Source organism: Bradyrhizobium sp. SZCCHNS2022 (assembly GCF_032377575.1).
Taxonomy (GTDB): Bacteria; Pseudomonadota; Alphaproteobacteria; order Rhizobiales; family Xanthobacteraceae; genus Bradyrhizobium; species Bradyrhizobium aeschynomenes.
The window spans coordinates 3,885,093-3,907,561 of the sequence record NZ_JAUHHZ010000001.1; the positions used below are offsets into that span (position 1 = coordinate 3,885,093).

General features: G+C 66.3%; 25 protein-coding genes. 18 read left to right on the forward strand and 7 right to left on the reverse strand.

The genetic code is table 11. The annotated features are described in order from the left end of the window. Positions 1–135: 135 nt before the first annotated feature. Positions 136–1,032, reverse strand: a complete 897-nt coding sequence (locus QXZ94_RS17450) for a peptidoglycan-binding protein (protein WP_315721441.1) — start codon at positions 1,030–1,032, stop codon at positions 136–138. 375 nt (positions 1,033–1,407) lie between these two features. Between QXZ94_RS17450 and QXZ94_RS17455 the strand changes: the two genes are divergently transcribed. Beyond that, positions 1,408–1,887 (forward strand): VOC family protein, encoded by a 480-nt coding sequence (locus QXZ94_RS17455; protein WP_172114082.1) that lies wholly within the window; start codon positions 1,408–1,410, stop codon positions 1,885–1,887. Between the two features lie 38 nt (positions 1,888–1,925). Here QXZ94_RS17455 and QXZ94_RS17460 read toward each other — a convergent pair whose 3' ends face one another. Next, positions 1,926–2,645, reverse strand: a complete 720-nt coding sequence (locus QXZ94_RS17460; RefSeq protein ID WP_315721442.1) for a class I SAM-dependent methyltransferase — start codon at positions 2,643–2,645, stop codon at positions 1,926–1,928. Between the two features lie 226 nt (positions 2,646–2,871). Here QXZ94_RS17460 and QXZ94_RS17465 point away from each other — a divergent pair, with 226 nt between their 5' ends. The 4 genes from QXZ94_RS17465 (at position 2,872) to QXZ94_RS17480 (ending at position 5,203) form a co-directional block, all read left to right on the forward strand. Beyond that, a complete protein-coding gene (locus tag QXZ94_RS17465) occupies positions 2,872–3,180 on the forward strand; it encodes a hypothetical protein (RefSeq protein WP_315721443.1) in 309 nt (102 codons plus the stop codon). Between the two features lie 527 nt (positions 3,181–3,707). After that, a complete protein-coding gene (locus tag QXZ94_RS17470; protein ID WP_315721444.1) occupies positions 3,708–3,950 on the forward strand; it encodes a hypothetical protein in 243 nt (80 codons plus the stop codon). Between the two features lie 75 nt (positions 3,951–4,025). Then, complete coding sequence (locus tag QXZ94_RS17475; RefSeq protein WP_315721445.1) at positions 4,026–4,796, forward strand: sensor histidine kinase; 771 nt, start codon at positions 4,026–4,028, stop codon at positions 4,794–4,796. 35 nt (positions 4,797–4,831) lie between these two features. Then, a complete protein-coding gene (locus tag QXZ94_RS17480) occupies positions 4,832–5,203 on the forward strand; it encodes a signal transduction histidine kinase (protein ID WP_315721446.1) in 372 nt (123 codons plus the stop codon). 33 nt (positions 5,204–5,236) lie between these two features. Here the strand turns inward: QXZ94_RS17480 and QXZ94_RS17485 are convergent, their stop codons facing one another. Next, positions 5,237–6,142 carry a LysR family transcriptional regulator gene (locus QXZ94_RS17485; RefSeq protein WP_315721447.1) on the reverse strand — a complete coding sequence of 302 codons (906 nt, stop codon included), beginning with the start codon at positions 6,140–6,142 and terminating at the stop codon, positions 5,237–5,239. A gap of 136 nt (positions 6,143–6,278) precedes the next feature. Here QXZ94_RS17485 and QXZ94_RS17490 point away from each other — a divergent pair, with 136 nt between their 5' ends. Then, positions 6,279–7,559 carry a gallate dioxygenase gene (locus QXZ94_RS17490; RefSeq protein ID WP_315721448.1) on the forward strand — a complete coding sequence of 427 codons (1,281 nt, stop codon included), beginning with the start codon at positions 6,279–6,281 and terminating at the stop codon, positions 7,557–7,559. 40 nt (positions 7,560–7,599) lie between these two features. Here the strand turns inward: QXZ94_RS17490 and QXZ94_RS17495 are convergent, their stop codons facing one another. Further along, a complete protein-coding gene (locus QXZ94_RS17495) occupies positions 7,600–8,760 on the reverse strand; it encodes a PcfJ domain-containing protein (protein ID WP_315721449.1) in 1,161 nt (386 codons plus the stop codon). Between the two features lie 255 nt (positions 8,761–9,015). Between QXZ94_RS17495 and QXZ94_RS17500 the strand changes: the two genes are divergently transcribed. From QXZ94_RS17500 to QXZ94_RS17525, 6 genes are all read left to right on the forward strand, one after another. Next, entirely contained in the window at positions 9,016–9,978 is a 963-nt protein-coding gene (locus QXZ94_RS17500; RefSeq protein WP_315721450.1) for a PDR/VanB family oxidoreductase, read from the forward strand. 5 nt (positions 9,979–9,983) lie between these two features. Continuing rightward, on the forward strand, positions 9,984–10,187 hold the full coding sequence (locus QXZ94_RS17505; RefSeq protein WP_315721451.1) for a hypothetical protein: 204 nt from the start codon (positions 9,984–9,986) through the stop codon (positions 10,185–10,187). A gap of 319 nt (positions 10,188–10,506) precedes the next feature. After that, the gene (locus QXZ94_RS17510) at positions 10,507–12,150 is read left to right on the forward strand and encodes a nitroreductase family protein (protein ID WP_315721452.1); all 1,644 of its coding nucleotides are present in this window, start codon (positions 10,507–10,509) and stop codon (positions 12,148–12,150) included. A gap of 79 nt (positions 12,151–12,229) precedes the next feature. Beyond that, complete coding sequence (locus tag QXZ94_RS17515; RefSeq protein ID WP_315726335.1) at positions 12,230–12,967, forward strand: ankyrin repeat domain-containing protein; 738 nt, start codon at positions 12,230–12,232, stop codon at positions 12,965–12,967. After that, positions 12,964–13,281 (forward strand): hypothetical protein, encoded by a 318-nt coding sequence (locus tag QXZ94_RS17520; protein WP_315721453.1) that lies wholly within the window; start codon positions 12,964–12,966, stop codon positions 13,279–13,281. The genes QXZ94_RS17515 and QXZ94_RS17520 overlap by 4 nt, the downstream gene beginning before the upstream one ends. Before the next feature lie 20 nt (positions 13,282–13,301). Further along, positions 13,302–13,541, forward strand: coding sequence for a hypothetical protein (locus tag QXZ94_RS17525; RefSeq protein ID WP_315721454.1), 240 nt, complete (start codon positions 13,302–13,304; stop codon positions 13,539–13,541). Positions 13,542–13,925: 384 nt separating this feature from the next. Here the strand turns inward: QXZ94_RS17525 and QXZ94_RS17530 are convergent, their stop codons facing one another. Continuing rightward, on the reverse strand, positions 13,926–14,375 hold the full coding sequence (locus tag QXZ94_RS17530; protein ID WP_315721455.1) for a Rieske (2Fe-2S) protein: 450 nt from the start codon (positions 14,373–14,375) through the stop codon (positions 13,926–13,928). A 194-nt stretch (positions 14,376–14,569) separates the two neighbouring features. Between QXZ94_RS17530 and QXZ94_RS17535 the strand changes: the two genes are divergently transcribed. Then, positions 14,570–15,211 (forward strand): glutathione S-transferase family protein, encoded by a 642-nt coding sequence (locus QXZ94_RS17535; protein WP_315726337.1) that lies wholly within the window; start codon positions 14,570–14,572, stop codon positions 15,209–15,211. Positions 15,212–15,436: 225 nt separating this feature from the next. On the opposite strand, the gene QXZ94_RS17540 is transcribed toward QXZ94_RS17535, so the two are convergent. Further along, complete coding sequence (locus QXZ94_RS17540; protein WP_315721456.1) at positions 15,437–17,152, reverse strand: ATP-binding protein; 1,716 nt, start codon at positions 17,150–17,152, stop codon at positions 15,437–15,439. 25 nt (positions 17,153–17,177) lie between these two features. Next, a complete protein-coding gene (locus QXZ94_RS17545) occupies positions 17,178–18,791 on the reverse strand; it encodes a flavin monoamine oxidase family protein (RefSeq protein ID WP_315721457.1) in 1,614 nt (537 codons plus the stop codon). A gap of 135 nt (positions 18,792–18,926) precedes the next feature. Between QXZ94_RS17545 and QXZ94_RS17550 the strand changes: the two genes are divergently transcribed. The 5 genes from QXZ94_RS17550 (at position 18,927) to QXZ94_RS17570 (ending at position 22,460) form a co-directional block, all read left to right on the forward strand. Further along, a complete protein-coding gene (locus QXZ94_RS17550) occupies positions 18,927–19,331 on the forward strand; it encodes a nuclear transport factor 2 family protein (RefSeq protein ID WP_315721458.1) in 405 nt (134 codons plus the stop codon). 164 nt (positions 19,332–19,495) lie between these two features. Next, entirely contained in the window at positions 19,496–19,876 is a 381-nt protein-coding gene (locus tag QXZ94_RS17555) for a hypothetical protein (protein ID WP_315721459.1), read from the forward strand. A gap of 2 nt (positions 19,877–19,878) precedes the next feature. After that, positions 19,879–20,397: a hypothetical protein gene (locus tag QXZ94_RS17560; RefSeq protein ID WP_315726338.1), complete on the forward strand. Its 519-nt coding sequence runs from the start codon at positions 19,879–19,881 to the stop codon at positions 20,395–20,397. 94 nt (positions 20,398–20,491) lie between these two features. After that, positions 20,492–20,653 carry a hypothetical protein gene (locus QXZ94_RS17565; protein WP_315721460.1) on the forward strand — a complete coding sequence of 54 codons (162 nt, stop codon included), beginning with the start codon at positions 20,492–20,494 and terminating at the stop codon, positions 20,651–20,653. Positions 20,654–20,843: 190 nt separating this feature from the next. Continuing rightward, positions 20,844–22,460: a rhodanese-like domain-containing protein gene (locus tag QXZ94_RS17570; protein WP_315721461.1), complete on the forward strand. Its 1,617-nt coding sequence runs from the start codon at positions 20,844–20,846 to the stop codon at positions 22,458–22,460. Positions 22,461–22,469: the final 9 nt, after the last annotated feature.

Sequence of the window (22,469 nt, forward strand, 5' to 3'; positions counted from 1 at the left end):
GACGTTCGCTCGGCCCTCGGATCCCAGCGCCGCGCTAGATCATGATGCGTTTCGGCGGAAACGCATCATGATCTTATCTCTTTGTTTGAGCATGATCTTTTCGGAAAACCGGTTTCCACTTTTCCGGATCATGCTCTAGGCGGCGCGATCCGACGTCGGCCGCGCATTCAAGCGAAGTCCGAGCGCCGCCTGCGTCACCACGCCGGCATTGCCGTCCACCGGAATCTTGGCGTGAGCCTGGAACCACTCGACCGCCTGCGCCGTGGCCGGGCCATAGCGTCCGTCCACCACCAGCGCCGGCGTGGCTCCGAGATCGTTCAGCGCCTCCTGAAGCTCGCGGGTCTCGTCGGAGGCTGCGGCCGCCTTCCAGGCCACGTCGAGGGCGCCGGTCTTGCCGACGATGGCCCAGATGGTCTCGAACAGATCGGTTCGCCCGCTCAGTCCGTTGTAGCCGCCATTGATGATGCGCGTGATCTTGCGGATATCGTTCTGGTCGGCGTAGCGGTTGAGGCCGCCCTCGTCCCATTCGTGCAGCGCCGGCAGCAACGCTGCCTCGGGAGACACGATCAGATCGGGATCGGCGTAGAAATCGACGCCGGTGAGCTTGCCCATTCTGGCGTAGTTGGCCCCGCCCGTGGTCTGCAGCAGGCCGCCGCCGCGATATTTGTAGCCGTCTCCCGGCTTGGTATTGCCGAGCTCCTTCGCCTTCTTCGGATTGCCCAGGCCGTAGACCCGTTCGGCCAAGGCGCGATCATTGTTGAGGTACTGATCGACCTCGTCGGGCCGGATCGCCGCACTGTGATGCCCGACGCCGAAGATCTCCAGCAGCCGCGCCGCGGTCTTGTATTTGAGGCTTTCGAACAGAACGGTGCCCCGCCCGGTCTCGTACAGCGCCTGGGCGAGGAAATGCGCGATGCGCAGCGGCGTGTCGATCTTGAACCGTTCGAACAGCTCGTCGCCGGTTTCGAACGCCTTCAAGTAGTTGGGGTAGCAACGTGGAGCAACCTTGCGGACAATGGAGACGATGCGCATCGCAAACACTCCCGAAAACAATGTCACACGCGAAACGGTCTTCGAAACAGTCACATCCGACGCCAGCATGGGGGACCGCTGCAGGCGATTGCTGCATCGCGACACTTCCGGCTCTCCGATCGACGCTGATCGGCCGATGGCGACGATCGCGCCGGGGGCGTTTCGAGCCGGCCTCAACCTTTGGTCGCGCGAAGGTGACGTTCGGTCGGGGATCTCGAGAATTTATTTTTCCCAATCGCCGGCCGAGCGTGTCGGATGGTGCAGCCCGGCACCGTCCTTGGATCAGCCAGATCGACGACGCGCTGGCCTGAGCACAGCCCAACGGCCCGCATCGCGCGATGCGCGGCCTGCACCGGGAATTGAAGGGAACTCACAATGGCAAAGCACAAGAACACGATCTGTCTGTGGTACGACAAGGACGCAGAGGCGGCCGCGCGCTTTTATGCCGAAGTCTTTCCCGACAGCCATGTGAGCGCCGTGCACCGCGCGCCCGGCGACTACCCCTCCGGCAAGGCGGGCGACGTGCTGACGGTGGAATTCACCGTGTGCGGCATCCCCTGCATCGGCCTCAATGGCGGCCCGATGTTCACCCACAACGAGTCCTTCTCGTTCCAGATCGCGACGGACGACCAGGCCGAGACCGACCGCTACTGGAATGCCATCGTCGGCAATGGCGGCCAGGAAAGTGCCTGCGGCTGGTGCAAGGACAAATGGGGACTCTCCTGGCAGATCACCCCGCACGTGCTGACCAACGCCATGGCCGAAGGCGGCGAGGTGGCCAAGCGCGTGTTCGCCGCGATGATGACGATGCACAAGATCGACGTCGCCGCGATCGAGGCGGCGCGGCGGGGATGAGTGCGTGGTGAGACACGGAGCGCCGCGGCGCTCCGTGCTCACGGGCGCAGGCAGCGCAGATGCAGGAACAGCGGCACGCGCAGCCAGCGCCGGCTGCTGTCCCGCGTGATGATCGCCTCGGGCGTCGACGGCTCGCGCAGGGCCTCGATCAGGAAGCCTGCCTGCTCCAGTGCGGCAAAATAGCTCTGCAGTGGCCGATGCGCGCTGTGGAAGGTCATGCTGAGACCGTCGCGCTCGACCGGATCGCTGTAGGTGAAGCAGTCCAGATAGCTTCCCTGGATGACGAACGGCGCGTCCGCCGCCAGACCCGCAAATCGTCCGGCCGAATTGAGCGGATGGACGATCGCCATGCAGAGCCGGCCGCCCGGCTGGAGCACCCGCGCCGCTTCGCGGACGGCCGCCGGCATGGCGTCGACGTCCTGCAGCGACATGAACGCGATCGCGAGGTCGGCGCAGGCATCCGCCAGCGGCAGCGAAGCCGCATCGGCGCGGATGACGGCAATGGAGGGATCGCTCTGTCTGGCCGCGGCGATCAGAGATGGCGAGGCGTCGAGGCCGATGACCCGGTGCCCGCCGGACTTGAGCTGCCGGGACAACCGGCCCTCGCCGCACCCGATGTCGAGCGTGAGCTCTCCGGGTGGTGGCAGGAGGCGGCTGAACTGCTCGCCGTGATGACGCCAGAAGCTGTCGTGCTCCGGCGCCCTTGCCCAGGCGAGCCACTGGCCGGCCTGCGCTTCCCACCGCTCGCGCAAATTCATCGCGGTCCTCTCCCCTGATGCGTCAGTTTCAAAGAGCCGCGTCTTAGACCACTTGCTTACGACAGTCATCAGCAGCGCGGGGCGTGACGGGACGCGCGCGACCGTTCGACGCCAAAGCCTTGGGCCCAAACAAAGCCTCGGGCCGAAACAAAGGCCGCCGCCGAGGGAACCATGCGATCACGAGCCGATTGGCTCCATGACGCAATCCCCCACCCGGAGACATCTCATGTTCACGAAGGCTCTTACGTTCACTCTCGCGGCAGCCGCGGGCACATTGATGGCTGCAGCGGCCTCCGCTGCCCCGATGACGGCCGGTGTCTCGGTCGTCCCGGAGAGCAACATCCAGCAGGTTCGCATGGTCTGCAACGAGAACGGCCGCTGCTGGCGCGAACGCCGCGAACGCCGTGTCATCATCCGCGAAGACCGCGGCGCCTACGGCTATGGCCGGGGCGAGCGGCGTGGCTATGAGGACCGCGACCGTGGCGGCGTCGGCATCCGTGCGCCCGGCGTGAGCGTGGGAATCGGCCGCTATTGAGCGGAACGCGTTCGACCCTCCGATCGCTGCCGCCGCAATCCGCGTGATCCGAACGGCAGATGATCCGCAGGCACTTCCCGAGCCCGACATTCGCATGTGGCGGCGACGCTGTTTGTGAACGTCGGGCTTGACCCAGGGAGCGCGCAAGGCCGCGGCCGGGCTCATCATGACCGGCATCCGGTCTGATGAATGCGCGCAACGTGCCTTCGGCGGGGCGTGCTGATTGATGTCCTGCTGCGGCGCCGGCAACCGGATGCGACCCGGTCAATGTAGCTGACGACAAATAGTTTTCAGCGGGGCCTCGCTAATCGCACCTGCACGCACCACATCGTGGAGATCACCGCGCGTCCCTCGGCTGCCATCGGTGACTGAGAGCGTTGCGCTCCCGCCACGATCAGGAAGGCGGACCGCATGTCGAACAGCTCGATCTCCAACACCTCAAAATTCAGCATTCGGGAGCGGATGGTTCCTCCTCTCCTCGTGCCGCTCTCTTTTGGACTGCTCATCGCTGCCGCGGTGCTGGTCCAATGGTAACCGTCCGCAGCGAGCCGCCGCCGGCTCAGGCCGATAGCTCGTCCGAGCCCACGAAGCGCGATTCCTCGTCGCTGGCCTCGACGCTCACCCTCAGGGCGGAGAACGCGCTGGAGAGAGCCGAGCGAATGCAGCCTGGCAGCGAACGCGGAGCGGCGATGAAGGCGGCCAAGATCCTCGCCAACGCCGCCGAGCTTCTCAGGCATTTCAGCGGGAAGGTCGGCCTGCCGCTGAAGTGACGGCCGGGTGCCGGTCTGCTCTCGCTCGACCGCCCAAGCTCCGACCGCGGCCTGCGATGCAAGGACAATCGGCACATGCTCGAAATCCATCTCACGACAGAGCCCCCTCCTCACGGCGCCGTCACCGACCGCGACTTTCTCACTGCCGAGATTCGCAGCCTGAAACGTCTGCTCGCGGAGGCCGAGAGCGATGCAAAGACGAGATTCAAGAAGGCTGAGATCGAAGCACGCGAGCGCGAAGCGGTCGACAGGCTGCAGAAGCTGATTCTCGAGGAACTGCACCACCGCATCAAGAACACACTCGCGATCGTCGGCGCCATTGTTTCCCAGAGCATTCGCAACCTGCCGGAAGCCAAGGCCGCTCAGCACGCCATCTCCGGCCGCCTGTTGGCGCTCGGGCATGCGCACGACCTGCTGCTGCAGGCGAAATTGACCAGCGCCGATCTCCGCACGGTGATCCGCAGCTCCATCAAGGCCTTCGATACGCCCGACGAGACGCGATTTTCGATATCCGGATCCGAGATCCTGGTGGTCCCGGATGCCGTCGTCGCCATTGCGATGACGCTCAACGAGCTGTGCACCAACGCCCTGAAGTTCGGCGCGCTCTCGGTGCCGGAGGGGCGCATCGATCTGCTCTGGTCGGTCGATCCACAGACGCGGCAGGTGCACTTCACCTGGCGCGAAAAGCACGGCCCGGCCGTCCAACAGCCCACCAGCCGGAGCTTTGGGACGCGGCTGATCGAGACGCTCGGCACACAGATCGGGGGCAAGGTGCAGTTGACCTATGCGTCCACGGGCTTCTCCTACACGCTCGACGCGCCGATCGCCGTTCTGAACGCTCCATGAGACCACTGATGCACGACAACAGACGAGGACCTCCGATGTCGCTGAGCCAATTTCGCGTCGACGAACAGCCGCACACGATGGACGGACTGCGCCTGGTCGCCCAGGATGGCGCCACAGGCGTCGAGGCCTTCGTCAGCCGGAAGGTGATGGACGTCTGGGCCGAGTCGATCGAGCACAAAGGCGGACGCCAAAGCCTGTTCCGCGGCCAGTACAATGCGCTGGGCAAACTGAATCTGGCAGCGCTGAAGCGGATCGTGAGCACGAAATACCAGCGCGGCGCGACATCCAACCGTCAGTATCCCTTCATCGAGGTGCTGTTCTCGGACATCGCCGACAGCGGCGAAACTCTCGATCTCAGCAAGCTGGTGCGCGAGCCGTTGCCGCCGTCATTCCACCGGCTCCCGTGAGCCTGGCGGACGGCACTACTGTTGTTTGATTGATCAGGGCGTGCGGGGCTCGGCGCAGATCTCCTCGAGAAAATCGAGGAAGGCGCGGGCGCGCGAGGAGATCAGCTTGCGGCTCGGGAAGATCGCGGTGAGCTGCGCGGCGCGGGTGTCGAACACGACCTCCCTGCCGATCTCGACCAGCCGGCCTTCGGCGATCAGCTCGATGCAATAATGCTCCGGCAGAAAGGAAATGCCGGCGCCGTGCGCCACCGCCCGGCGCACCGCCAGCGGATTGTTGATCCGGGCGACATGCGCCCCGACATCGAAACGGACGAGATGACCATGCTGCTTGATGGTCAGGGTGCGATCGCCGTAGCGGCGCTCGCAGATCATCAGATGGCTTTCGAGCGCGCGGACGTCCTCGCCGATGACGTTGGCCGCGAGATAGGCCGGGCTCGTCACCCAGATCAGGCGGCCGCCGATGAGCACCTTCTGCGCCAGCTCGGAATCCTCCTGCACGCCGACGACGACGGCAATATCGAAGCGGTCGGCCAGCATGTCGATGGCGCGCGTGGTCGCTTCGACATCGAGCTCGATGCGCGGATAGCGGCGGTGGAATTCGGCGAGCTTGGGCGCCAGGATCTCCTCGCAGAAGGCCGGCGGCAGCGCCACCGACAGCCGGCCGCCGGGCACGCCGACCAGCCCGGTCATGACGGCATCGGCTTCCGAGACCTGGTCGAGGATCTTCTGACATTGCTGGAAGAACAGCTCGCCCTCGCGGGTGACGCGAACGCGCCGCGAGTTGCGGTCGAACAGGCGGATCCCGAGGTCCTGCTCGAGCCGTGCGACCGATTTGCTGACCGAGGATTTCGGCATGCCGAGAGAGCGCGCGGCGCCGGTCATGCCTCCGGTCGCCACCACGGCATGGAATACCGGAATGTCCTCGATCCGCCACTTCATCTCGCGCCCGCTCGTTCATTGGGAGAAACGATCCGTGCACACTAGCATTGTTGTCTAACAGGGGAAACTTCGTAAGGTCCCTCGAGGCGCGGCCGCGCGTCATTGCCTGATGCGGCCCGCATTCGAGGAGGGACACATGGCCCGGATCATCGGCGGCATCGGCGCGTCGCACTCGCCAACGATCGGCTTCGCGCTCGACACCCACAAGCAGAACGATCCGGCGTGGAAGCCGATCTTCGACGGTTTCGACGCCGTGCGCGACTGGGTCAAGCGCAAGGACATCGACGTCCTGTTGATGATCTACAACGACCACATCACCTCGTTCTTCTTCGACCACTATTCGGCCTTCGCGCTCGGCATCGACGATCGCTACGTCGCGGCCGACGAAGGCGGCGGGCCGCGTGACGTGCCGCCCGCCAAGGGTCATCTCGGCCTGTCGCAGCACATCGCCATGGCGATGGTGGCCGATGAGTTCGACATGTCGTTCTTCCAGGGCAAGCCGGTCGATCACGGCCTGCTCTCGCCGCTGTCGATGATGGGCGACGCGAGCGGCCCGTGGCCGGGCAGCGTGGTCCCGCTGCAGGTCGGCGTGCTGCAGCTGCCGATCCCCAACGCGAAGCGCATGTGGAAGCTGGGCAGGACGTTGCGCAAGGCGATCGAGAGCTATCCGGAGGATCTCAACGTCGCGATCTTCGCCACCGGCGGGCTGTCGCACCAGGTGCATGGCGAGCGCGCCGGTTTCCTCAACGAAGACTGGGACCGCGAATTCCTCGATCTGCTGGAGAAGGATCCGGCGAAGCTGACCGCGATGCGGATCGCCGACTACGCGATCAAGGGCGGCATGGAAGGCGCCGAGGTGATCATGTGGCTGATCATGCGCGGCGCGCTGTCCGACCAGGTCAGGCTCGTGCACAAGCAGACCTATGCGCCGTCGGTCACCAACATCGCCACGCTGGTGTTCGAGGATCTCGGCGATGCGCCTGATCCGCAGGCGATCGCGGCCTATCGCGCGCATGTCGGCCACGAGCTGCAGGGCGCCGAGACGCTGGCGGGCACCTATCCGTTCACGCATGGCCGCAGCCAGGCCAATTTCCGTATCAACGACTTCCTGCACCGCCTCGTCATCCCCGCGCACCGCAAGAGATTCGTCGAGGAATTCGATGCGCTCGCAGACGAATATGAGCTGACGGCAGAGGAGCGCGAGCTGATCAGGAACCGCAAATGGATCGAGATGATCAGGCGTGGCGTGAGCTTCTTCGTGCTGGAGAAGATGGCCGCCGTGATCGGCGTCTCCAACCCGGAAGTCTATGCCGCCTTTCGCGGCGAGACCCTGGAGGCCTTCCTCAAGACGCGCAAGGTGCCGATGCGCTATTCGGTCGCCGGCGGCGCCAAGGCCGACGCGATCGACGCGCATTGAGACACGCACGGCCTGCGCCGCCCACGAGGAGCGGCGCAGGTCATGTCTCGAGCAGGATGATGCCGCGCGCCTTGGCCCAGCGCTCCAGCACCTTGCGCTCGTCCGGATGCGCCGGGCGGTTGGCGAAGCCGCGCACCTGCACCGCGCGGTGCTGCCGGTCGAGCTCGATCGTCAGCAGCCGATCGACGTTGCCGGGACGGCGGTAACGCAGCGACCAGATCGAGGCGAAGCCGGCGATGCACTTCGCCGCGTAGCTCGAGACGCAGTGCCGCATGGCGCGGGACTCCGCGACCAACGACTCCGCCGTGCGCAGCTGCGTGATCACATACTCGTCACGCTTGGCGGATGCCTTGGCTGACGGGCTCCACGACCAGTCCGCCAGCCGGGCGCCCGGCCAATGCACGGTGAGATCCGCCTCTCCGGCCGAGCGATGACGCGCCAGCTCCGCGCGGCGCCGCGCCGCCTCGATGCGTGCGACCACCGCGAGGTCGCGATGCCAGGCCTGCATCAGACGACGCAACGCCGCGAGCGAGCGCCCCTTCAGGCTGAACTTGCGCTCGCGCCGGCGGCGATCGGCGATGTAGTCGCAGAGATCGTCGATCTCTTCGACCGTCGTCGGCTGCGCGCAGAAGAACTGCGCCGCCTCGCGCCAGAAGGCGAGCTCGCCGCGCGGCGTCCGCGCGATCCTGGACCGCGTGATCCGCGACACCAGGGCCGGATCATCGGTGGTGGAGCGCGCGATCGCCTGCCAGATCGCCTCGTCGAAGCCGACCGTGCCGAGCGGGTTGAGGAAGGCGTGAACCTCCTTGCGCGACAACAACGCCGACGCGCCCGCCTTGTACAGTGAGCCGCCGCCGGCGGCCGCGACGTACCAGCGCTTGCGCAACTCCGTCTCGGCGCGGTCGAGCCCGGTCGCGTCGATCCAGACCTGCTCCAGGTGCGGAGCGACCGGATAGCGCGCGAACAGATGCCGTGCGGCCGCCAGCCGCAGACGCGCGGGATCGCGCGTCTTCAGCTTCGGCTTCCAGCTCGCAGGGTCGCGGATGGTGTCTGCAGCGAAGCCACGTTCCGCCTCACGGATCGCATTGTGCAGGTCCGGCGGCGGACGCGTCGGCCGCGCCACACGGCGCAGCGTCAGCTCATAGGCTTCAACCCGTGCGCGTTCGGCCTCCTGCCGGCGCGCGATCAATGACTTGGCCATTGTCGTTCAACATCAAAGAGTGACTATCAGCCGGACGCACTGCGAGCGTCGGCACGGATCGTGTCGCGCACAGTGGACTTGACATGGCTGGTGGCCTCTCGCGTTGAACGCGTCTGGAGTTGAAACGGGCGGCGTACATACATCTCATCAGCTAGGAGCGCAAGCGGAAAAGCTGTGGCACTCGGCGGGCGCGGCCGATTGGCCTTCTCCTTGCATCGTCTCCTTGTCAGCCGGGTTGCTCCATGGAGTTGTCAGATGTCCGACAGCCTGCACACCGTCGTCGTAGCCAGGAAGGCGATCGAGGCGCACAACATGGCCTCGTTCGAGCTCGTTCCGGCCGACGATCAGCCGCTGCCGGGGTTCACCCCGGGCAGCCATATCGACGTCACCCTGCCGAACGGACTGACGCGGCAATATTCGCTGCTCAACAGCGCGGCCGAACGCAACCGCTACTGCATCGGCGTGTGGAAGGATGCCAACAGCCGCGGCGGCTCCAAGGCGCTGCATCTCGACATCAACGAGGGCGACCGGCTGCAGGTCAGCCGGCCACGCAACCGCTTCAAGATTCCGAAGGACACCAAGCGCGCGCTGCTGGTGGCGCGCGGCATCGGCGTGACGCCGATCCTGTCGATCGCCGACACGCTGAAGGCCAAGGCGATCCCGTTCGAGCTGCACTACGTGTTCGCGCTGATGTCGCCGGACGCATTCCGCGGCCGGATCGACGCCTCGGCGTTTGCCGCCGATACCAAATACTACAAGGAAGCGACCGAGGATAATCAGCTGCTGAAGGCGGCCGAGCTGCTGGCCGACCGTCCCGACGACACCCAGCTGTTCATCTGCGGCGTGGACTGGTGGATGGATTTGATCATCGCGCAGGCCAAGCAGAAGGGCTTTGCCGAGGAGCGCATCCATGTCGAGCGCTTCACCGCCAAGGCTGCTGCCGCGCTGCTCGACAAGGTGTTCGACGTCACCATCAAGAGCACCGGCGCGACGTTCAAGATCCCGGGCGACAAGACCGTCACGGCGTTCCTCGAGGAGAACGGCGTTAAGATCGCGACCTCCTGCGAGCAGGGGATGTGCGGCACCTGCAAGACAAGGGTCGTCGAGGGCGAGATCGATCATCGCGACAAGCGGCTGTCGGCGGCCCAGCGTGCCGAGGGCTACTTCCTGCCCTGCGTGTCGCGCGGCAAGGGCGACCGGCTGGTGCTGGATCTGTAGCGGCCGTGACCACCGAAACGGATCTCTGGCAGACCGCGTGGATCATGGCGGAACAACACGGCAGCGACGGGCCGGCCTTTGCGACCCGCATGGCTGACAGTTTCAAACTGGGCCACAAGATCGACGCGCATCAGGCGTGGCTGTCGATCGCGGCCAAGGTCGCCGTGCTGATCGAGACCACTGCGTCGCGCAGCGCGCATCGGCATTGATGTCGAAAAACGGACAGAGCCCGCAAGGCGCTCTGTCCGGATTCGCACACGATCGCGGTCGTTGCATTATCCACCGATCTGCCGATCATATGCGACCTGCTTCCCCATCGTCATTCCGGGGCGACGCGCAAGCGGCGAGCCCGGAATCCATATCCACCAGCCGTGGTTATGGATTCCGGGCCTGCGCCCAAGCGGGCGCATCCCGGAATGACGAGCGGAGAAAGGTCGGTCTTCCGGAACGAAATTTGCTCAGCCACATCTGGTCGCCCATCGACCATCCAGCATGCGCGACTTCCGACATTGCGCCTTGTGAGGAACCATGTCCGTGTCACCGTCCAGCGTGGCCAGGCTGCCGGCTGCCGCCGACATCGCGCTCGCCTACCACGCCCGCACCAAGCACAGTCTGAAACGCTATGCGGCCGGACCGGAGACGCTGGACTGGGACGCCCAGCCCAACCCGTTCCGCGAATTCGCCGGCTGCCCGCGCATTGATCTGCCGCTGACCTCGGATCGTCTCGCGACGAGCTTCGCCGAGGCCTGCGACTGCACGGCGCCGATCCATCCGCTCACCGTCGACAGCGTTGCGCTGCTGCTTGAACTGTCGTTCGGGCTGGCGGCGTGGAAGGAGCATGGCCCGGACCGCTGGGCGCTGCGCTGCAATCCGTCGAGCGGCAATCTGCATCCGACCGAGGCCTATGTGATCGCGGCGAATGTGAGCGGCCTCGGCGACGGCCTCTACCACTATGTCAGCCGCGATCACGTGCTGGAGCAGCGCTGCCGGCGCGGCACGGCGGCAAAAGGCGAGCCGCGGCTGTGGCTCGGCCTGTCCTCGATCCACTGGCGCGAGGCATGGAAATATGGCGAGCGCGCCTTCCGCTATTGCCAGCTCGACCTCGGCCACGCGCTCGGCGCCATCAGCTACGCGGCGGCCGCGCTCGGCTGGCATGCGCATGTGATCGAAGGCGTCGGCGGCACGCAGTTGGCCGCCATCATGGGTCTCGATCGTGCCAGCGATTTCGCCGGCGTCGAGACCGAGGATGCGGACGTGCTGGTCGCGATCACCCCGCGCGACGCCGGCCCGTCGACGCATGATGCCCTTCCCGTCGCCGACACGGCCATCGATAGCTGGAAGGGCACGGCCAACCGGCTCGACCGGCATCCGCTCTATCGCTGGCCCATCATTCCCGAGGTGAGCGCGGCGACGGCCGGCGCGGCGCAGGACGCCGTCGCGGCCCCTCCGGCCTGCCCGCCGCGGGCCCCGCGACCGGCAACGCGCGCGGCCGAGCTCATCCTCAATCGCCGCAGCGCGCAACGCTTCGACGCCAGGTTCACGATGACCGCAGGCGCGCTTCATGAGCTGCTCGATGCGCTGCTGCCGCATGCGAGGCCGCCGTGGAACGCCTGGCCCTATGCGCCGCGGCTGCATCCGCTGCTGTTCGTGCATCGCGTCGAAGGCATGACGCCCGGGCTCTATGCGCTGCCGCGCAGCGAGGGCGCGGACAGCCGGCTGCGCCGCGCGCTGCGCCCCGATTTCGACTGGCGCCGTGTCGAAGGCGCCCCCGATCGCCTGCCGCTGTTTCATCTGCTGCCGACCGACAGCCGCGGCGTGATCCGCACCGCGAGCTGTCACCAGGCCATTGCCGGCGACAGCTGCCTGGCCGTGGCGATGCTCGCCGAGTTCGCGCCGCTGGTCGCGGACAATCCGTGGCGCTATCGCCAACTGCATTGGGAAGCCGGGCTGATCGGCCACGCGCTCTATCTCGAAGCCGAGGCGGCCGGCCTGCGCGGCACCGGCATCGGCTGCTATTTCGACGACTCCGTGCACGAGATGCTCGGCGTCGTCGGCTCTCAATTCCAGATCCTCTATCACTTCACCGTCGGCCGTCCCCTGACCGACGATCGCATCACGACGCTGCCGGCCTATCCCGGCCGCACGCGCAATGAAGCGGGAGTCCTGCCATGAAAGGATGGCCATGAGACCGCGTGTTCCGTTCCAGCGCATCGACATCGGCCAGGCGGCCGAGCTGCTGCAGCGCGACGACGTGCTGCGCTTCGACGTCCGCGACCAGGCCGCGTTCGCTGCCGGGCACCTCACGGGGGCGCAACACCTTACGCAGCGCAATCTGTCGGAGCTGATCGCCGGCACGACGCGGCGCACGCCGATCCTGATCTACTGCTATCACGGCCATGCCAGCCAGGAGTACGCGCAGACCTTCTCCGATTTCGGCTTCACGGAGGTCTACAGCCTCGACGGCGGCTACGAGGCGTGGCGGCAGCATCGCCCGGCGCGCAGCGGCGCCGCACAGGTCGGCCCTAGCCTGGCGGCATGGCTGTCAGCGCAGGGATTTCCAGCCGACGACGTCGACGCCATCATTGCCAATCGGACCACGCCGCTGATGAAGGCCGCGCATCTCGGCAACGTCGCCGTCATCCGCGAACTGCTCGCCGCCGGAGCCGATATCTCGGCTCGAAACGCCGACGGCAACAATGCGCTATGGCTCGCCTGCGTCGGTCGGCATCTCGACGCCATCGACGCACTGGTCGAGGCCGGCATCGATGTCGACAACAGCAACGACAACGGCGCCACGGCGCTGATGTATGCGTCCTCCTCCGGCAAAGCCGATGTAGTCGCGCATCTGCTGGCCAAGGGCGCCAATATCGGCGCCGAGACGCTCGACGGCTTTTCCGCGCTCGACATGGCCGCTTCGGTCGAGTGTCTGACCCTGCTGCGGAACGCCGCCAAGGCGGCCAAGGCACCGATCGCCGAGGTCCGGCCATGACCGTCATCGAGCACGATTTCGGAATGCAGCAGCGACAGGTCGAACGCCGCTTCCGGACGCTGCTCAGCCTCGATGCGCTGCATGAGGCCAATGTCCGAGCCAACCCGATCCCCTATCTGGAGCGCGCCAGCGAGCGCATCTACCAGCTCGAAAAAGCGCTGTTCGAGGCGCTGCAGGCGGCCACCGCGTCCGCCGACGAAGGCGGCGAGACGATCAGCATCAGCAAGGCCGAGCATGCGCGCCTGCTGCAATGCCAGGCGATCGTCGCGCGCGCCTATGCGCAGCTGGTCGCCGATCAACCGCAAGCCGAATGACATTGAAGGTGGAGAACGACATGAGTGACGGCTTCTTCGTGGACTGGGATGGCAATCTGCGCAGCGCCGCCGATCCCGGCGGCGGCTATCTGTGCGACATCGATACGGTGGCGCGCTACGTCGCCGTCACCACCAAGAACGGCACGCTGGTGCACGAGGCGACCTTCTTCAAGACGCGGGCCGATGTCGAAAAGGCCGGCATCAAGGCGCAGCTTGTGCCGGGCAGCCATCCCTGGGGCAAGAAGGCAGATGGGTTCTGACGGCAAGGAGTGCGTAATTCGCGGATAGCGACGTCCTCCTGCCGGACTTGATGATTCAAGCCGTGCGACCACCCCAAGCGACGCCGCGCTCCCTCTCCCCGTCCTTCACGGGGAGAGGGCTGGGGTGAGGGGCAGCGGCACGGGCGGTGTCAACACCATCCAACGACATACGGCCTCATGACAGAGGATCGAGGGAGCGCCATCGCATCTTCGATGCGACCTACTAGGTGTCAGATGACAAGAAAGTCTGACCGTGTGGCTGCCCCTCACCCCAACCCTCTCCCCGTGGAGAACGGGGAGAGGGAGCGGACCGCCCTCGCCTCAAGAGCTTACGTCCCAATCGGCCAAGAGGGGGAGTGATCCTTCAAAATCAGACTCATCCCCTCAATCCGGATGGATCATGATCTCCATGGTCTCGTCGAGATCGTCGAACGGATCGGGGAAGCTGAGATCCTCCACCAGGACGACACCGCACAGGCAGATGTCGCCGTCGATCACGGCAAGGGCGATCGGCTCGAGGCTCTGGCCTGCACACGCCCCTGTGTTGCACAGGCCGGTGTCGATCTCGAAGGTCGCACCGTGCCGGCCACAGCGCAGCAGCGTGTGCTCCGCGTTGAAGAACTGGCCGCTGCCGATGTTCAGCCATTTGCCCTCGTGCGGGCAGGTGTTGACGTAGCCGACGAAGCCGCCGGCCGCCGTGTGGATGATCACGATCGGGAACGGCCGCGCCTCGCCATTGTCGCCGATCCGCGACAGGCTGAATGCCTTGGCTTCGCCCCGCGCAATGCTCGTGGTCGGACAGATCACGAAGACTTCCGGCTCGCGTTCCGTCATGCGCTGACCTCCCTGAACGGCGCGACGGGAGCCCTGGATCGTGATGACGTCTCCTGTCGCAAACCTGACGGCGGTGGCCCGGATCGTCGGACCACGGCGCGTCATCGTCGAAACTGTCCCGATCCTTGCATGAAGCGTGCCGCATGCCGCGATGTTCGACTGATGATGTCGGTGAGGAGACGATGATGGCCGCGATGAAGTTCTACATGACGCCGGGCTCGTGCTCGACCGGCATCCACATCATCCTCGAAGAGCTGGAGGAGGTGTTCGAGGCCTACATCGTGAACCTTCCTGCCGGCGACAATTTCAAGCCCGACTACGTCGCGATCAATCCGAAATCCACGATTCCCGCCCTGGTCCGCAGCGACGGCAGCGTACTCACCGAGGTGCCCGCGATCGCCTATTGGCTCGGCCGCTCGCGGCCGCGCGCCGGGCTGTGGCCAAGCGATGTGGAGACCGAGACGCGGCTGCTCGAGGCGATGACCTACATCGCCGGCACCGTGCACGGCCACGGCTTCGCCCGCATCTTCGCCACGCCGACCTTCAGCCGCAACGAGGCCGACCAGGAGTCCGTGCGCGCGCTCGGGCGCAACATCGTCGTGAAGGGCTTTGCGATCCTGAGCCGGATGCTCGGCGAGCGGCCCTATCTCGGCGGCGACTTCTCCGTGGCCGATCCGATCCTGTTCTATGTGGAATTCTGGGCCGACAAGACCGGCATCGCACTGCCCGCCACCCTGCTCGCACACTACCGGCGGATGCTGGCGCGACCGGTGGTTCAGCGGGTGCTGCGGGAAGAGGGCTACAATCCGGCGGCGCTGGGGAAGATGAGCGAGTAGGCTTGTCCCCATCGTCCTGTTTGCGTTGAAGCGGATTCTCTCCTCTCGTCATTCCGGGGCGCGCAAGGCGCGAACCCGGAATCCATCTCTCCCGTATCACGACTGACTGTGGTTATGGATACCGGGCTCGCGCTGCACGCGCCCCGGAATGACGTGTAGAGAGATCCGGCGGCGATCACTGACGCATGCATCTGCCGAGACAGCTACGGCCGGCGTTTCCAGCCCCTACTCCGCCGCCTCCAACTGCTCGTGCTCGCCGAGGTCGATGCCGCGGAAGATCGCGCAGCGGCGGAACACGTCGATGGTCGGACGCACGCTCTTGTGATGGCAGTATTTGGCGACCAGCTTGGCCAGTCCCTTGATGTCGCGGCCCGAGGCGCCGGGGAAGGTCTCCACCAGCAGCGCGACCAGGCCGGCGTCGACGGTCAGCCCGAACTGCTCGCACATCACCCGCCAGATCCGCCCGCGCGCATCGGCGTCGGGCGCCTGAAACTTGATCAGCGCGATGCAGCGCGACACGATCGCTTCATCGATGTCGTCGGTGCGATTGGTGGTGAGGAACAACAGCCCGTTGAAATACTCCAGCACCCGCAGGAACACGCCGACGACGGCGTTCATCGTCATGTCGTCTTCGCGCCGCTTGATGTAGACGTCGGCCTCGTCGATCAGCATGACCGCGCCCCAGCGCTGCGCGCGCGTCAGCGCATCCTTCAGCGCACCTTCCATCGCCGCGACATTCAGGCCGAGCTGGCCAGAGTGCACGCGATACAGCGGCCGGCCAATGATCTCGGCATAGACCTCCGCGGTCAGCGTCTTGCCCACGCCGGGCGGGCCGGCGCACAGCACCGTGGTGCCGCCGGATTTGCCGGCGACGATGTCGTCCATCAACAGGTCCATCTCCGCCGTGAGGATGTCGATCAGATCGGTCTGCTCCTCCGGCAGCACAAGCTTCTGCTTCAGTTCGGGCTGGTAGGCGTAAGGCGTCATGTCGTCGGCGTGCACCCACAGATAATGGTGCAGGTCGAGATGGAACATCAGCATGTAGGGATGGACGGGGATCTTGCAGAAGACGCCCTTCGGGATCGCCGCCTTGGATTCCTCCACCTCCTGCTCGGCGTCATAGAGGTTGCTCTTGGCCGCCTTGCGCAGATATTGCCCGAGAATGTCGCCGGTCACCTCGAGCGTCAGCGCACGCTCGGTCAGGATGCCCTCGTCATTGACGAGGCGCGCGCTGCCGCCGCCCGACGACAGCACGATGACGTCCTTGCGCGACCAGTCCATGTCGCGATGCGAGGAGTTGGGATCATCGGCGAAGAAGCCGATGCCGCGGCCGGAGAACTGCGCGCCGTAGCGGCCGCGCCAGGCGAAATAGCGCTCCGCCGTCTCGTCATAGGCCGCGATCAGCTCGGGCGTCTCCTTCAGAAAGCCCTTGGCGGCGAAGATCTCGGCCACCGTCCTGCCGACGATGTCCCCGACTGAGACGCGCAGGGTCGATGTCGTGATCGCGCCCTTGGCGTTGGCCTTCAGCTCGATGAAGACACGCCCGGCCTCGTCGTTCGACGGCGCCGTGTAGTCGAGCCGCGTGACGACATAGGGCAGCGGCCGGCTGGCGACGTTGGCGGTGAACATCCAGCCGCGGATGGCCCCCGAGATCAGATAGCGCGCGATCGCCGGCAGCACCTGCTCGAGCTCGTGCTCCGAGAAGCGGCTGCCGGAATCGCTGAAAGCACGCTGCAACGTCGCGATATGCGCGGCGCGGGCGTGCCATTCGGGGCCGGCCTCCTGATAGAGCTTGCGCAGGAAGTCGAGCTCGGCGCTCGCAAGCTGGGCGAGGTTGACCTCGACCTTGTCGCCGAAGCGCAGTTGCTCCGTGAGCGACGCCAGCTTCGGGAAGGCGGCCGCCATCGCCTCGATGGCCGGGCGTTCGATCTGCAACTTCATCGCTTGCCACTCACATCCATCCTGATCACGACGACACGCCTGTCGGCTGCCGCCGCACCGCCTCCGCCTTGGCCAGCAGCAGGCGGTTCGCCGCCAGCGAGAACTCCTGCCAAGCCGCGGCGATGTCGCGCAGGATCGTCTGCACGTAGTCCTTCGACGGCTTGTGCTCGAACGGGAAGTTCGACAGCGCGCAGGAGGTGCGATTGAAGGCGACGGCGTCGTCGAGCAGCGACTGCATGACGTCGCGGAACGGCTTCTGGATCTCCGGCATCAGGGCCGAGCGCCCGCGCTCGACCGCGACCTCGCGCAGGTCGAGGGTCAGCGCATCCAGCACCTGCAAGGCCGCGGCGAACACCTGCTCGATGGCGCCGAGGACGGCGAGCTGCGTCAGCTGCTCGCGCTGCTGCGTGGCGAGACTGCGGGCGAGCCGCTGCCGATAGTCGTCGAACGCCGCATCGCGCTGCGCGGCGACCCAGGCGGCGAACCAGGCGAGGCTCGCAGCATTGCCGGACAGACCATCGCCCGCCGCAGGAGCGCGCCCGCTCGGGGGCGCGGCTCCCATGCGCACGATCGCACGCTCGATGCGCTTGGCGGCATTGAGCGCACCCTCGAGATAGCCGGCGGCGTGGCTTGCCGTCTCCGCGCCTCCGAGATGCAGCCGTCCCTCCCACAGGGCCCGCCGCAGCATCGGATTGGCGATCTCGCTGTGCTCGCCGCGCGGGGTGGTGCGGTCGAGCGCGCTGCAGGTGAAGCGCTCGCTCGCCCAGTCCTGATAGTGCTGCTCGCCGCCTTCCAGCGCCGATCCGAACAGTTGCACCATCTGGCTGTCCATCAGCATGGGCAGACCGACATTGAAGGCTTCGCGCAGATCGGGCGGGAAGGCGAGAAAGCCGCCGAGCGCAGCGCGATCGCCGCCTTCGTCGCAGGCATCGAAGATCTCTCCGACGACGGCCTGCTCGTGACTGACGAAGGCGTTGCCGGACTGGCCCTTGTCGCGCCAATGCGCCTGGTCGTAAGCGACCACGACCTTGGCCTGCGCCGCCATCCAGGTCTCGGCGCTGCGCATCGCCTCGAAGGTCGCATCGTCGAGCGCCGGGAAGAAGCCGACGTGGTCGATCAGGAGCCGCGGCGGCAGCGCCAGCACGGCGCGCCTGGCCTCGATCGCAACCGACTCCGCCTCGGTGGCGAAGATCAGCCGCACATGCGTGCCGCAATCGACGATGCGCATCAGCTCGTGGCCGAGATGGATGCAGGATTGCGGCAGGTCGCGCGACAGCGCCGTGATCAGTTGCGTCATGCCGCCGGACAGCCGACGCGCGCCCTGATGAATCGGCGGCCCGCTGATCTGCTCGGCCGGCTTGTCCGCCTCTTTCAGATGAAGGACCGTGCCATCATCGTGCTGGGCAAAGTCGGACAGGCCAAGCTCCGTGATCAGGCCGACCAACAGCGGCTGGGTGTCAGGCCAGAACCAGGTCGGGCCGAGATCCAGCGCCAGCCCCGCTCTGCTCCTGGCTGACAGCACCCGGCCGCCGAGGCGATGTCGGGCTTCGAACACAGCGAACGAGCCGCCGCGCTGTTGCAGGCTGCGTGCGAGTGCCATTCCGCACAATCCACCTCCGACAATGGCCGTTTCGAGCATGGCAGGACCTCGGCTGATGCGTTGCGATCGCGTCTCGCCGGGGTCTTGCAAGAAGCTTGCAAGTTTTTTCCGGCGCGGGGTGTACGTTTCCAGACATGGCTTGATTTTCGCAGACGATTGGCCCACCTCATTGCAATGAGCGACGAGAGCGAGATCCTGGCCGCCAACGCGGCCTTCTACGCAGCCTTCAAGGCCGGCGACTTCGGCGCACTCGCGGCGCTCTGGGCCGATGGCGACGGCATCTCCTGCATTCATCCGGGATGGCCGGCGATCGTCGGTCGCGCCGCCGTGATCGGCAGCTGGCGCGACATCCTCGGCAACGCAAGCCGGCCGAACATCGTCTGCGCCGATCCGCACGCCATCGTCGACGGCGACCACGGCCACGTGCTGTGCATCGAGCTGGTGGACGGCGCGGCACTGGCGGCCGCCAATCACTTCACGCGAATTGGCCGCGCTTGGCGGATGATCCATCACCAGTCCAGCCCGATCGCGCAGCTTGCGACACCGCACGATGATCCGGACGGCTACAGCCTGCACTGACCTCCGCACGTCTGGCACGAAACTTGATCTGCTCTCCCTGACCGGCAGCAATGTCGGGGATTGTTGATTTTCGTCGCGTCGGATTCGGGCCAAATCTCCGGCTCCGCGCCAAGCCATCTGCACGCTGCGACCAGCATCGTGCAGAGGTCGACGGGGAGATGCGGATGGCACGCCTACTGACCGCCTATCTGACGCGCAGCGATGTGCCGATGCGCGCAGCGCTGCAGCAGGCCATCGACCGCCTCCCCTTCGCGCTGACGCTCGATGAGGGCTACGCGCCGCTTCGGAGCTCCGGGTATCTGCCCTGCACGCTCGACGGCGAGGATGCGGGATTTGATCTGCGTTTCGCCGACATCTCCGAGACGCGCGCGGATGCGCGCGACGCCATGATGACCTTCAAATGGGCGGGAGATCCGCGCGAGGAGGCCGCCGCACTCGCCGTCTGCGCCGCGCTCGCAAGGGATTTCGGTGCCGTCGTCGAGCGCGACGGCGCGCCGCTTTCATCCGACGACATGCTCGCGCAGGCGAAAGGAGCACTGGTATGAATATGACGGCTCCGTTGCAGCCGACGGCGATCCACGCCGTACCCGCCGAGCTCTGCGATTGCGGCTTCCGGGTGCTGATGATCCGGCAATTCAACGTCGGTGCGGTGCCGCCGGCCTTCGCGATCATCGATCAGCGGATCATGCGGATGCCACAGCGGCTCGGCCGCCACGGCGTGTCGTTTGCCGCAACGTTCCTGCCGGAGGTGATGTCGTGGCTGATCGATCATCTCGGCCGGCCCTCGCTGCACGATGACAGCGGCCGCTCCTATCGCAACCCGCGCTGGCCGGTCGTGTGCTGGCATGACCGGGAACGCTATTGGCCAAGCGGCGCCGTGACGGTCGAGTGGTTCGCCGAGGTCGCATTCCAGGATCACGCCTCGTGGCTGGCGTTCCGCAGCCATTGGCACGACAGCCTGATGGGTCGAAATGGCGATGTGGACGGATCCACCGGGGACGCGGAGCCATGCGATCCGCGCGATGCGGAAAAGGAATTTTCCGTCGAGGCGTTGCAACGAGCATGATGTGTCAAACTTTGCGCGGCGCCATGCGCAGCTCTTGCCGGGACTGTTCTGCTGCGTGATCTTTCCTCTTGCCACAGCAACTGCGGAGGGTGTCGTGCGTTACGTCTCGTGGATTGAAGGTTGGCTTGATCACTTGCTGCCCGAGCGCGTGTCGGCCGAGAAGAGAAGCCGCAGAAGCGCGGTCGCGCCGCGCCGATCGGCTGAGCTCTCGAGCGAGGACCTGTTCTATATCGCCATGCTGGGCCCGCACGTCTGACCGGCGCTGCCGCCGCGCGCGATCGGAGACGATGGGCTGGACAAACGGCCGCCATGCCGCCACAGAGGGACGACATTCCATGCGTCCCGGCCCGGGCTGCGCACCGTGAACAACCTTCCATGCCGCAGGTCTGCAACACGCGCATGCACGGGACCGGGGACCGCGCCGGACCTCACTTGCGGAACCTCGAATGACGTCGCCGACGCCCCCTCGCCCGCCCGCTTCATCCGATCAACCTCGCCTGACGAGCCCCACCGAGCTGCGGCGGCGCTGGCGCGCCGGCGACGAGGTGGCGCTGCTCGATGTCCGCGAGGAAGGCCCTTACTCGCTGTCGCATCCGTTCTTCGCGGTGTCGCTGCCGTTGTCGCAGATCGAGCTGCGCATCCTCGACCTGATCCCGCGGCTGACTGCGCCCGTCGTCGTCTACGATGATGGCGAGGGCTATGCCGTCCGCGCCGCGCCGCGGATCCGCGCCTTGGGCTACACCGACGTCTCGGTCCTCGAAGGCGGGTTGTCAGGCTATGCCCGTGCGGGCGAGGTATTCCGCGACGTCAACGTGCCGAGCAAGGCGTTCGGCGAGCTGGTCGAGGCCATCAGGCATACGCCGTCGCTGTCGGCCGACGAGGCCAAGGCGCTGATCGAGCGCGAGACCAATCTCGTGGTGCTCGATGCCCGCCGTTTCGAGGAATATCGCACCATGAGCATTCCGCGCGGCGTCAGCGTCCCCGGCGGCGAGCTCGCGTTCCGGGCGCGCGAGATCGCTCCGTCCCCCGACACCACGATCATCGTCAATTGCGCCGGCCGCACGCGCTCGATCATCGGCACGCAGTCGCTGATCAATGCGGGACTTCGCAACAGGATCTACGCGCTGCGCAACGGCACCATCGGCTGGACGCTGGCCGGCCATCAGGTCGAGCGCGGCCGGACGGCCCGCTTCCTGGAGCGGCCGCAAGCGAGCCACGCGGCGGCGCTGGCCGATGCCAAGGTCTGGGCGGAGCGCGTCGGCGTCGCGGTGCTCGATGCAGCGACCTTCGCGCGCTATCGGTCAGAGGCCGCGATGCGCACGCTCCATTGCCTCGATGTCCGCACGCCGGAGGAATATGCCGCGGGCCATCCTGCCGGCTTCGCGTCGGCGCCGGGCGGCCAACTCGTGCAGGCGACCGACGAATGGGTCGGCGTGCGCGGCGCGCGGCTGGTGCTGTTCGACGATGACGGCGTGCGGGCACGCATGACCGCATCGTGGCTGAGGCAGATGGGCTGGGACGCGTCGATCGTTGGAGCGGACGTGGTGGCGCCGACGGAAACCCAGATTCCGATAGGCCGCCGACCGCCGCTGCCGGATGTTGCGGCCGCAGCAATCAGCCCCGCAGCGCTTGCGGTTGACGCCGCAGGGTGGACGGTCGTCGACCTCGCGCGCAGCCCGAGCTACAAGGCCGGGCACATCCCGGGAGCACATTTCGTGCTGGCATCGCGCTTTTCATCGGATCTTGCGAAGCTGCCGGGCGACGGGCCGCTGGTGCTGACCAGCAGCGACGGCGCCGAGGCCGCGTTTGCGCTGGCAGATGCGCGCGCCGCGACGGGCCGCGAGCTTCGCGTGCTCACCGGCGGCACGCAGGCCTGGACCGCGGCCGAGCACGCACTCGAGAGCGACCGGCATTCATGGATCTCGACCGCGGACGACGTCTACAAGCGTCCCTATGAGGGCACCGACAACGCCGCCGAGGCGATGCAGGCCTATATCGACTGGGAGCTTCAGCTGGTCGCCCAGCTCGCGAACGACTCCGTGTCGAACTTCCATGTGGTGTAGTTGAGATCC

Excerpts from the sequence above, each read along its gene's own strand:
- QXZ94_RS17450 (WP_315721441.1), bottom strand. The coding sequence starts at position 1,032 with ATGCGCATCGTCTCCATTGTCCGCAAGGTTGCTCCACGTTGCTACCCC.
- QXZ94_RS17455 (WP_172114082.1), top strand. The coding sequence starts at position 1,408 with ATGGCAAAGCACAAGAACACGATCTGTCTGTGGTACGACAAGGACGCA.
- QXZ94_RS17460 (WP_315721442.1), bottom strand. The coding sequence starts at position 2,645 with ATGAATTTGCGCGAGCGGTGGGAAGCGCAGGCCGGCCAGTGGCTCGCC.
- QXZ94_RS17465 (WP_315721443.1), top strand. The coding sequence starts at position 2,872 with ATGTTCACGAAGGCTCTTACGTTCACTCTCGCGGCAGCCGCGGGCACA.
- QXZ94_RS17470 (WP_315721444.1), top strand. The coding sequence starts at position 3,708 with ATGGTAACCGTCCGCAGCGAGCCGCCGCCGGCTCAGGCCGATAGCTCG.
- QXZ94_RS17475 (WP_315721445.1), top strand. The coding sequence starts at position 4,026 with ATGCTCGAAATCCATCTCACGACAGAGCCCCCTCCTCACGGCGCCGTC.
- QXZ94_RS17480 (WP_315721446.1), top strand. The coding sequence starts at position 4,832 with ATGTCGCTGAGCCAATTTCGCGTCGACGAACAGCCGCACACGATGGAC.
- QXZ94_RS17485 (WP_315721447.1), bottom strand. The coding sequence starts at position 6,142 with ATGAAGTGGCGGATCGAGGACATTCCGGTATTCCATGCCGTGGTGGCG.
- QXZ94_RS17490 (WP_315721448.1), top strand. The coding sequence starts at position 6,279 with ATGGCCCGGATCATCGGCGGCATCGGCGCGTCGCACTCGCCAACGATC.
- QXZ94_RS17495 (WP_315721449.1), bottom strand. The coding sequence starts at position 8,760 with ATGGCCAAGTCATTGATCGCGCGCCGGCAGGAGGCCGAACGCGCACGG.
- QXZ94_RS17500 (WP_315721450.1), top strand. The coding sequence starts at position 9,016 with ATGTCCGACAGCCTGCACACCGTCGTCGTAGCCAGGAAGGCGATCGAG.
- QXZ94_RS17510 (WP_315721452.1), top strand. The coding sequence starts at position 10,507 with ATGTCCGTGTCACCGTCCAGCGTGGCCAGGCTGCCGGCTGCCGCCGAC.
- QXZ94_RS17520 (WP_315721453.1), top strand. The coding sequence starts at position 12,964 with ATGACCGTCATCGAGCACGATTTCGGAATGCAGCAGCGACAGGTCGAA.
- QXZ94_RS17525 (WP_315721454.1), top strand. The coding sequence starts at position 13,302 with ATGAGTGACGGCTTCTTCGTGGACTGGGATGGCAATCTGCGCAGCGCC.
- QXZ94_RS17530 (WP_315721455.1), bottom strand. The coding sequence starts at position 14,375 with ATGACGGAACGCGAGCCGGAAGTCTTCGTGATCTGTCCGACCACGAGC.
- QXZ94_RS17535 (WP_315726337.1), top strand. The coding sequence starts at position 14,570 with ATGAAGTTCTACATGACGCCGGGCTCGTGCTCGACCGGCATCCACATC.
- QXZ94_RS17540 (WP_315721456.1), bottom strand. The coding sequence starts at position 17,152 with ATGAAGTTGCAGATCGAACGCCCGGCCATCGAGGCGATGGCGGCCGCC.
- QXZ94_RS17545 (WP_315721457.1), bottom strand. The coding sequence starts at position 18,791 with ATGCTCGAAACGGCCATTGTCGGAGGTGGATTGTGCGGAATGGCACTC.
- QXZ94_RS17550 (WP_315721458.1), top strand. The coding sequence starts at position 18,927 with ATGAGCGACGAGAGCGAGATCCTGGCCGCCAACGCGGCCTTCTACGCA.
- QXZ94_RS17555 (WP_315721459.1), top strand. The coding sequence starts at position 19,496 with ATGGCACGCCTACTGACCGCCTATCTGACGCGCAGCGATGTGCCGATG.
- QXZ94_RS17560 (WP_315726338.1), top strand. The coding sequence starts at position 19,879 with ATGACGGCTCCGTTGCAGCCGACGGCGATCCACGCCGTACCCGCCGAG.
- QXZ94_RS17570 (WP_315721461.1), top strand. The coding sequence starts at position 20,844 with ATGACGTCGCCGACGCCCCCTCGCCCGCCCGCTTCATCCGATCAACCT.